The sequence below is a fragment of the Actinophytocola sp. genome (assembly GCF_050699915.1).
GTDB lineage: Bacteria > Actinomycetota > Actinomycetes > Mycobacteriales > Pseudonocardiaceae > Actinophytocola.
In genome coordinates, this window is sequence record NZ_JBOHGA010000239.1 from 1 (window position 1) to 8,569 (window position 8,569).

The 8,569-nt window shown below is 73.7% G+C and carries 7 protein-coding genes and 3 pseudogenes; 1 reads left to right on the plus strand and 9 read right to left on the minus strand.

The genetic code is table 11. From position 1 onward, the window contains the following. The 3 genes from ACRDSK_RS28495 to ACRDSK_RS28505 form a co-directional block, all read right to left on the minus strand. The coding region (locus tag ACRDSK_RS28495; RefSeq protein ID WP_431444445.1) for a PrsW family intramembrane metalloprotease at positions 1–961 on the minus strand (961 nt) is incomplete at its 3' end. Between the two features lie 202 nt (positions 962–1,163). After that, positions 1,164–3,749, minus strand: coding sequence for a DUF6779 domain-containing protein (locus tag ACRDSK_RS28500; RefSeq protein ID WP_431444439.1), 2,586 nt, complete (start codon positions 3,747–3,749; stop codon positions 1,164–1,166). Positions 3,750–3,807: 58 nt separating this feature from the next. Beyond that, positions 3,808–4,287, minus strand: coding sequence for a DUF3180 domain-containing protein (locus ACRDSK_RS28505; protein ID WP_431444440.1), 480 nt, complete (start codon positions 4,285–4,287; stop codon positions 3,808–3,810). Between the two features lie 60 nt (positions 4,288–4,347). Between ACRDSK_RS28505 and ACRDSK_RS28510 the strand changes: the two genes are divergently transcribed. After that, complete coding sequence (locus tag ACRDSK_RS28510; protein ID WP_431444442.1) at positions 4,348–5,265, plus strand: MerR family transcriptional regulator; 918 nt, start codon at positions 4,348–4,350, stop codon at positions 5,263–5,265. Between the two features lie 2 nt (positions 5,266–5,267). Here ACRDSK_RS28510 and folK read toward each other — a convergent pair whose 3' ends face one another. The 6 genes and pseudogenes from folK to ACRDSK_RS28540 all read right to left on the minus strand — a co-directional run. Further along, positions 5,268–5,765, minus strand: a complete 498-nt coding sequence (folK, locus tag ACRDSK_RS28515; protein WP_431444443.1) for a 2-amino-4-hydroxy-6-hydroxymethyldihydropteridine diphosphokinase — start codon at positions 5,763–5,765, stop codon at positions 5,268–5,270. Continuing rightward, positions 5,762–6,133, minus strand: a complete 372-nt coding sequence (folB, locus tag ACRDSK_RS28520) for a dihydroneopterin aldolase (RefSeq protein ID WP_431444444.1) — start codon at positions 6,131–6,133, stop codon at positions 5,762–5,764. Before folB ends, folK begins: the two co-directional genes overlap by 4 nt. Then, positions 6,126–6,935, minus strand: coding sequence for a dihydropteroate synthase (gene folP, locus ACRDSK_RS28525; RefSeq protein WP_431444446.1), 810 nt, complete (start codon positions 6,933–6,935; stop codon positions 6,126–6,128). The genes folB and folP overlap by 8 nt, the downstream gene beginning before the upstream one ends. A gap of 44 nt (positions 6,936–6,979) precedes the next feature. Then, positions 6,980–7,327: pseudogene (folE, locus tag ACRDSK_RS28530) on the minus strand (GTP cyclohydrolase I); the annotation flags it as partial. Between the two features lie 525 nt (positions 7,328–7,852). Continuing rightward, a pseudogene (locus ACRDSK_RS28535) lies at positions 7,853–8,107 on the minus strand (GTP cyclohydrolase I); the annotation flags it as partial. 119 nt (positions 8,108–8,226) lie between these two features. Further along, a pseudogene (locus tag ACRDSK_RS28540) lies at positions 8,227–8,569 on the minus strand (hypothetical protein); the annotation flags it as partial.

The following is an 8,569-nucleotide window of genomic DNA, read 5'->3' on the forward strand; positions in this document are numbered from 1 at the left end:
GGTAGGCGCCGAGCGTGCGGGCGGCGTCGCGACCGGCGCGGCGGGCGGTCGCGGTGCGCCAGGCGCGGCGGGCGGTGAGGTTGGTGAGCCGCTCGGCGTCGCCGGGGTCGACCCAGCCCTGTTCGACCATGACCGGCAGGGCCCTGGTGACGATGCGCTGCTCGCGCCGGCGGTGCCAGCCGACGAACATGAGGCCGGCGATGAAGATCGGGACCATGACGAGGAAGTAGACGTTGAGGAAGGTCTGCGCGGTGCCGAGCGTGGCGGCGGCGTTCCACATGGCGTGCAGCGTGACGGCGGCGAGGTAGCCGCCGACCGGCGCGAGGATGCGCAGCGTCTTGCTGGGCGTGCGGACGGAGATGCCGACGCCGATGCCGATCATCGCGGTGAAGAGCGGGTGACAGAACGGGGCGACGACGCCGCGGAGGATGAAGGCGGTGACGACGCCGGCGGTGCTGGTGTCGCCGAACCCGTGGTCGGCGAAGGCGCGGCCGAAGTAGTAGATGTTCTCGGTGAAGGCGAAGCCGGCGGCGACGAAGCCCGCGTACACGACGCCGTCGATGACGCCGTCGAACTCGTTGCGCAGCCAGAGCAGGATGCCGATGACGAAGGCGCCCTTGGCCGCCTCCTCGAACAGTGGTGCGCTGACGACCGCGCTGATGGTGTCGCCGTTGCCGTGGCCGAGCAGCGCGTCGCCGACGGCCTCGGCGGTGTTGTTGATGAGCAGGGCGGTGATCGCGGCGACGCTCGCGCCCCAGCCGAAGGCCAGCCACAGCAGGCGCGCGGGCTCGGGTTCCCACCGGTCGATCCAGAGCAGGGCCGCGACGACCGACCCGACGGGCACGAGCGCGACGACGATGCCGACGAGCTCCGCGACGAGGCCCACCTTGGCGGTGCTGAACGCGAGGAGCGCGAGCCCGCACCCCGCGAGTGCCACCAGCCCGGCCACCGGGAGCAGCACGGTTCGCCGCCGCGGTCGAGGCCGCCGCAACGCGTGCCGCGGCGGTAAGGAGGCTCCGTGCACGGCGCAACCCTACGGGTCGAACGTCCGGCTACCAGATGGATGACCCGTTCGTGACTTTCGGACAGGTGTCGACGTCCGGTTCGGACGAAGCGGCTCCGCGAAGAGTGGCGGTGCGCCTCGTCGGTGTCGCCGGGCGGGGTCAGTCCTCGCGGCGCCGGTGGCGGCGGGGGCTTTGGGTGCCGCCGTGGGTGGCGAGCAGGTCGCTGACCGAGCGGCCGGCGGCGTGTGAGCCGCTCGGCGACTCGGGGGTGTCCGGGCGGGCATGGCTGCCAGTGCCGTTGCCAGTGCTGTTGCCAGTGCCGTTGCCGTTCTGTGGCCAGCCGCCGGGCTCCTGCCAGGCCGGCTGACCGTCGGCGTGGCGGCGGCCGCCGTTGTTGGGATCTTGCGCGGAATGGCGGTTGGGGCGGGCTACCGGTGCCACGTACCCGGACTCCACCGATCGCCGGTCGACCGGGGAGTTCGCGCCGCCGTAGCCGACGGGTGCGACGTAGCCGGACTCCACCGTCGCGCGGCGGCCACGTTGCTCGCCGTTGCCGGCGGTCGTGGCGGGGTTGCCGTAGCCGGGCCGCTCGGCCGGGCGCTGAGGCGCGGCGCCGTAGTAGCCGGACCGCTCGGCCGGACGTTGGCCCGCGTTGTAGCCGGACTGTTCGACGGGCCGGGGGGCGGGATAGCCCGGCTGGGCGGCCGACGGGTAGCCGGGTGGTGCTGGCTGCTGGTTTGGTTCGAGGTAGGTCGGCAGCTCGAGAGCGGGCCGGCCGGCGTCGACGTAGCCGGTGGGCTGCACCCGGCCGGAGGCGGCCGGCGACTGGCCCGTCGGTCCGAAGTCGGGGGTGCTGGGCGGCATCCCGCCGTACGCGGCGGCCGCCGCCGGGTTGGCCGGTGGCATGTATCCCGACTGCGCCGCCGCTGGACTGGCCGGCTGCGCGTAGCCCGACTGCGCATATCCCGACTGCGCCGCCGCCGGGTTGGCCGACTGCGCGTAGCCCGACTGCGTCGCCGGGTTGGCCGGCTGCTGCATGTAGCCCGAGGAAGCCGGCGGCATGCGAGTCGACGAGGCGGTCGGCTGCTGTGTGCGGCCGGTGCTGCTCGCCGGGGTCATGCGGGCCGAGGACGCGGCGGCCGGTGGCATGCGGCTCATGGACGGGTCGGCCTGCGGTCCGCGACCCGGCGACTGCGTGCGGCCCGCCTGCTGCTGACCCGACGCGGCGGCTGGGCTCCCCGGCGGCATCCGGCTCGACGATGCGGCAGTGGGGCCGGCCGCCGGCATGCCGCTCGACGACGCCACGGCCGGCGGCATGCCGGCCGATGATGCCGCGGCCGGCGGCATCCGGGTCGCGGACGGAGTGGCCTGCGACGAGCGGCCCGGCGCCTGCGCCGACTGCGTGCGGCCGGACGGATCCGCCGCCCCACGGCTGACCGGGGCTCCGTAGCCGCTGCGGGCGGCCGGCTGGGACGTGCCGCTGTGCGAGACCGGCTGGGACGTACCGCTGCGAGTTGCTGGCTGAGACGTACCGCTGTGCGACACCGGCTGAGAAGTACCGCTGCGGGCGGGCGGCTGGGAGGTGCCCCTGTGGGAGACCGGCTGGGAGGTGCCGCTGTGTGGGACTGGCTGCGAGGTCCCACTGCGAGTGGCCGGCTGGGAAGTGCCGTTGCGGGAGACCGGCTGGGACGTGCCGCCGCGGGTGGCCGGTTGGGAGGTGCCGCTTCGCGGATCGGTGTAGGGGTTGCGGCCGTTCGCCGCCGCCGGGGTGTTCGCCGCCGGGCCCGATGCCGCGGCCGGCCCGGTCGCGGCCGGGTAGCCGTTCGACGTGGAGTGGCCGTTCGACGTCGAGTGACCGTTGGCCGACGGGCGGCCGTTGGACGTGGCGGAGCGGCCGTTGCTCGCCGCCGCGCCGTTCGTGGGGGTTCGCGGGGCGTCCGCTCGCCGCCGGCCGGCGCCGGAATCGCGAGAGGACTCCCACGACGGCCGCCAGTCCGACTCCTCCGACCCCGTCCCGTCCGGCATGAACCAGCGATCCGACAGCTCCGTCGGGTGCGGCTTGGGCTCGAACCGCTGGAACCGCTCCTGCGCCTCCGCGGGCGACCGGTCCGCCCGCCGCGGCAGCGGCTCGGCCGAACTCCGCGACTCGCTCGAACCCCGCACTCGGCCGATCAGGTCGGTGTCCGCCTCGCGCTCGTCCGGCTGGACGACGTCCGCATCGACGCGTTGCGCCGGCGGCAACCGCTTGGGCGCCGGCACCGAAGCGCCCTCCGGGAGCGAGGGCATCCGGGTCGACTCGGCGCGCAGCGCGTACCGATCGACGAGGTACTCGCCGCCCAGCAACGTCTGCAGCGTCGACCGCAGCCCGTGCAGCTCGGCGCGCAGCGCGGTGATGTCGTCCCGGGCGGCCTCCTCGGCCCTTCGCCGCGCATCTGCCTCGACCACCAGCTCGTGCTCGCGCCGGGCGGCGATCTCACGCTCCAGCTCGAGCTCGTACCGCTCCTGCCGTTCGGCGGCGTCGTCCTCCCGCTCGGCGACCTGCCGGCGGTACCTCGCCGCGACGAACGCGCCCGCGAGCGCCGCCCATAACCCCGCGATGATCCCCAGCCGGAGGTACTTCTGGTCGTCGCTCAGCACCAGCACCGCGGTGGCACCGACGGCCAGCACGACGGCTGCAAGGAGTAGCACCCGGCCGCCGAACGAGCCGTGCCCAGGCTCGTCGAAGGAGTCGCGGCGGGCGGTCATGGCACACACCGTACCGGTCCGTTATCACGTTGAGACCAAGCGTAGGTGGATCATTTTCCTAACCGGTCGCATCCGAGCGATACTCCGGCGGTTGATTGTCCTGGTCGTCCGGCGTTCGGCAGCACCATTCGAGGTACAGCGCGGCGGCGACGAGCGCCGCCGCGCACCCGATCCCGATCACCGCGCTGGGTACGTCCTCGGCCGCAGCGGCGACCTCGGCGCGCTTCGGCAGGACGTACCCGAGCAGGCCGAGCCAGGCGCCCAACATGATCGCTCCGAGTAACGACGACGCCTTCGCGAGCGCCACCGCGCGGGCCGCCGTCAGCGGCTGAACCCGCCGGCCACCTTCGGGTTTGTGGATCCGCGAACGCAGCGAGGCGCCGAGCGCGGCCTCGATGATCGCCAGCACGAGCAGGGTCGTGCCGGCAAGCGTGGGCAGCGGCGGCAGGTCTCCGTAGGCCACCCGTACGAACAGATGGACGATCCCGGCGGCCAGCAGGCCGGCCACGACGAGGTCGCGGGTCCGGGTGAAGTGCATGCCGCAACCGTACCGGCGACACTTGACTCTCCAGTTACTGGAAGGTTGAGCATGGCGGCCATGGGCGACAGCGGGGTGTTCACGATCGGCGAGCTTGCCCGCCGAACGGGTCTGACCACCCGGACGATCCGGTTCTACTCCGATGAGGGGCTGCTGCCGCCTGCCGATCGCACGCACGCCGGATACCGGCTCTACGACACGGCTTCGCTGGCTCGGCTCGAGCTCCTGCGAACGCTGCGCGAGCTCGGTCTCGGGCTGCCCGAGGCGGCCGCGGCGCTCGCCGGCCGGGCGAGCGTGGCGGACCTCGCGCGGCGGCATGTGGAGCTGCTCGACGAGCAGATCCAGGTGTTGCGGCTGCGCCGGGCGGTGTTGCGGGCGGTCGCCAAGAACGGTTCCGAGCTGGATGAGGTGAGGTTGATGAAGGACCTGGCGGCGATGTCGGACGAGGAGCGCAGGCGGCTGATCGACGAGTTCTGGGACGAGGTGACGGCCGGGCTGAACATCAACCCGGAGTTCGACGCAGGCATGCGCTCCGCCAAGCCGGAGCTGCCCGACGACCCGTCACCCGAGCAGCTGCAGGCGTGGCTCGAGCTCGCGGAACTGGTGCGGGACAAGGACTTCCGGGCGCGGATCCGGCAGATGAGCGAGACTCACTCGGCCCGGCGGGACGCCGGCGAGCCGATGGACCAGCCGCCGGAGCAGGCGCGCCAGCAGTGGACGGAGTGGACGTCGGCGGCCGCCGAGCTGAAGGACGCCGGGCACGGGCCGACATCGCCGGCTGGGCGGGAGCTGGCGCTCTCGATCGCCGGCGCGATGGGCAAGTCGCCGGCCGAGGCGGCCGACCTGATGGAGAACAGCACGGACACGCGGGCGGAGCGGTACTGGCAGCTGCTGGCGACGATCAACGGCTGGCCGCAGTGGCCGAGCCAGGTGCCGCGGGCGGAGTGGATCATCGCCGCGCTGCGTTCGGCCGGCTGAGGTCAGGACTGGAGCGCGAGGTCCGCGCGGAGCCGGACGTCCGCGGTGGACTTCTCGGAGAGCGCGGCCAGCAGCTCGGCGGCCGGGCCGTGGCCGGGCAGGACCGCGGCCGGGTCGACGTCCAGCCACGGGATCAGGACAGTCGCGCGCTCGGGGGTGCCCGGGTGCGGCAGCAGCAGGTCCGGGTGGTCGCTCGTCACGCCGTCGACGGTGACGACGTCCACGTCCAGGGTGCGCGGGCCCCAGCGCCGGTCGCGGACCCGGCCGGCGCGCTCCTCCAGCTCCTGCCCGCGGCGCAGCCAGGACCACCCGTCGGCGGCCGGGTCGTCGACGACGAGCACCGCGTTCAGGAAGTCGGGTTGGTCCTCGACACCCCACGCCTTCGTCTCGTAGACCGGCGACGCGGCGACCAGCACGTCCGCGAACCCGGCGACGGCCAGTCGCAGAAAGGACAGCCGGTCGCCCAGGTTCGAGCCGATCGAGAGGACCGCGCGGGTCATCGGCGGGCCCGGCGCGAGCGGCGGATGGTCACCGCCACGTCGGCGAAGTCGAGCGGGATCGGGGCGTTCGGCTTGTGGATGGTGACCTCGACGGCGTGTGCCCGGCCGTCCTGCATCACGTCCTCGGCGATCTCGGTGCCCACGGTCTCGATCAGGTTCCGCGGCTCGCCGCCGACGATCTCCGCGACCCGCGAGGCCAACTCGCCGTAGTGCAGCGTCTCGGTGAGGTCGTCGGACGCCGCCGCGCGATCCAGGTCGATCCACACCGTCACGTCGACTACGAACTCCTGCCCGTCGCGCCGCTCGTGGTCGAACACGCCGTGGTTGCCGCAGACCCGCAGGCCCGTCAGCGTGATCCGGTCAGTCATCGGCACGGTCCGGTGTGGACAGTGCGACGGCGACCGCGACGGCGTCGAGCGAGCGGGGCACGTCGTGCACCCGCACTCCCCACGCGCCGGCGACCGCGACCAGCGCCGAGATCGCCGCCGTCGCGTCCTCGCGGCCGTCCGGCGGGCGGGCCGTGCCGTCCTTGGCGGCGAGCAGGGTGCCCAGGAACCGCTTGCGCGACGCGCCCACCAGTACGGGGAAACCCAGCTCCCGCAACACATCCAGCCGGCGCAGCAGCGCCCAGTTGTGCTCGGCCCGCTTCGCGAAGCCCAGCCCCGGGTCGAGGACGAGGGCCGACGGATCCACGCCGGCCGCCACCGCGGCGTCGACCCGCGCGGACAGCTCGTCGCGCACGTCGGTGACGACGTCGGTGTAGATGGCCAGCGAGTCCATGTTGTCGCTGTGCCCGCGCCAGTGCATGAGGATCCACGGGACGTCCGCGGCGGCGACGAACCGGGCCATCGCCGGGTCGGCCAGCCCGCCGGACACGTCGTTGACCACACGCGCGCCCGCGGCCAGCGCCGCCTCGGCCACCCGCGCGCGCGTCGTGTCCACACTCACCACGACACCCGCCGACGCCAGGCCGGAGATCACCGGCAGCACGCGGGCGATCTCGGTGTCGGCGTCCACTCGAGCCGCGCCCGGGCGGGTCGACTCGCCGCCGACGTCGACCAGGTCGGCGCCCGCGTTCCACATCGCGATCCCGTGCGCGAGCGCGTCGTCCAGCGACAGGTATCGGCCGCCGTCGGAGAAGGAGTCCGGCGTGACGTTCAGCACGCCCATCACCGCGCACCGACCGGGCGCTGGCAGCGCGGGGTGCACGGACCTCACCGGCTCCGCCCGCGGATCAGCTCCAACGCCTCAGCCCGCGACGACGCCGACGAGCGCAGCAACCCCCGCACCGCGGACGTGGTCGTGCGCGCGCCCGGCTTGCGGATGCCGCGCATCGCCATGCACAGATGTTCGGCCTCGACCACGACGATCACGCCGCGCGGGTCGAGCTTGCGCCACATCGCGTCCGCGACCTGCGAGGTCAGCCGCTCCTGCACCTGCGGTCGCTTGGCGTACAGGTCGACCAGCCGGGCGAGCTTGGAGAGCCCGGTGATCTTGCCCTGCTCGTTCGGGATGTAGCCGACATGCGTGACGCCGTGGAACGGCACCAGGTGGTGCTCGCAGTTGTGCGTCAGGTGCCCCTCGACCAGGAACGTCGGGTGCGGGTCGCACGTGAAGCTGTAGACGGTGAACGGCGCGGCGGCGGTCGCCTCGATCGGCCGGACCGCCGAGACCGGAGTCCACTGCGAGTCGACCAGCTCGGTGTGGTGCGACTCCTGCGCGAACCCGTGCCGGCGCCACCACCCGGTGCCGTCCTCGCGGCTCTCCGGGCGCCGCCGCGGCGTCGTGGCGTAGGTCAGCGGGCGGGACGCGAGCCGGCTCGGCTCCGTCCACTCGATCGCCTTGCCGGCGACGCCGGCCGCCTCCGCCCAGCCGTCCGGTGTCGCGAGTGGATGATCCGGCGTCACGACGAGGCTGCCCGACTCCGTGACGACCTCGACGAGCTGGCGGGCCGAGCGAGTGGTGACGCGGGCGACCGTCGTCGGCTCGACGCGGCCCTCGGCGAGCGTCCACAGCTGGTCGCCGGGCCGCACGTCCTCGGCGGCACGCGGGCCGCCGATCACGTTGACCGGCTGGCGCGGCGGCACGCAGGTGGAGTACGTCGGGATGTCGGTGACCAGGACCAGCTCGTCGTGGCACTCGTCGAACGTCTTGTCCAGCACCGAGTCCGGGTCGGTGTAGAGCCCGGCGAACATCTCCAGGTACGCGCGCGCCACCCGGGCCGGGGTGTCCTGCAGTCCCTGCCGGTCCGGGTCCTCGCCACAGGCGAGCAACAGCTCGCGGACCGCCTTCTCGGCGCGCGCCTGGTCGAAGGCGGGCAGGGGCCCGCCGGTGGTGTACAGCGAGCCCCCTCGGGACCCGTTGCCGGAGCTGTCAGCCGTCAAATGTGCCTCCGCTACTCACAGAGACTTTTTCAGAACAGGTCCGCGTCCGCCCATCAGGGTGTGTTCGAAGGAGCCTCTTAACGGCCACTATCCCACTCGGAACCGCGCCCGCGGTCGTCCGGGTCGGACGGTCCTTGCTGGTCGCGGCCGCGCTCGTCTCGGCCCTGCTGCTGCTCCCAGCCCGGTCGCCACTGGTTGTGCGGGTGGCCGGACGGGGTGGTCGCCGGAGTCCAGCCGGGCGGTGCGCCGTAGTTCGGCGGTCCGTCGGTGCGGCTCTGCCGGGGCGCGCCCGGGTAGGGCTGGCCGTACGGGTCGGGCGCGCCGTAGGGGCCGGGCCCGGGCTGGCCGTAGCCGGGCAGGCCGTTCGGCGGGGTGCCGTTCGGGCCGCCACCGTTGCCGCCGGGCGGCTCCGGGTTCGGC

Coding starts and splice junctions, on each gene's coding strand:
- ACRDSK_RS28505 (WP_431444440.1), bottom strand. CDS start 4,287: ATGCACTTCACCCGGACCCGCGACCTCGTCGTGGCCGGCCTGCTGGCC.
- folK (WP_431444443.1), bottom strand. CDS start 5,765: ATGACCCGCGCGGTCCTCTCGATCGGCTCGAACCTGGGCGACCGGCTG.
- ACRDSK_RS28500 (WP_431444439.1), bottom strand. CDS start 3,749: ATGACCGCCCGCCGCGACTCCTTCGACGAGCCTGGGCACGGCTCGTTC.
- ACRDSK_RS28510 (WP_431444442.1), top strand. CDS start 4,348: ATGGGCGACAGCGGGGTGTTCACGATCGGCGAGCTTGCCCGCCGAACG.
- folB (WP_431444444.1), bottom strand. CDS start 6,133: ATGACTGACCGGATCACGCTGACGGGCCTGCGGGTCTGCGGCAACCAC.
- folP (WP_431444446.1), bottom strand. CDS start 6,935: ATGGGCGTGCTGAACGTCACGCCGGACTCCTTCTCCGACGGCGGCCGA.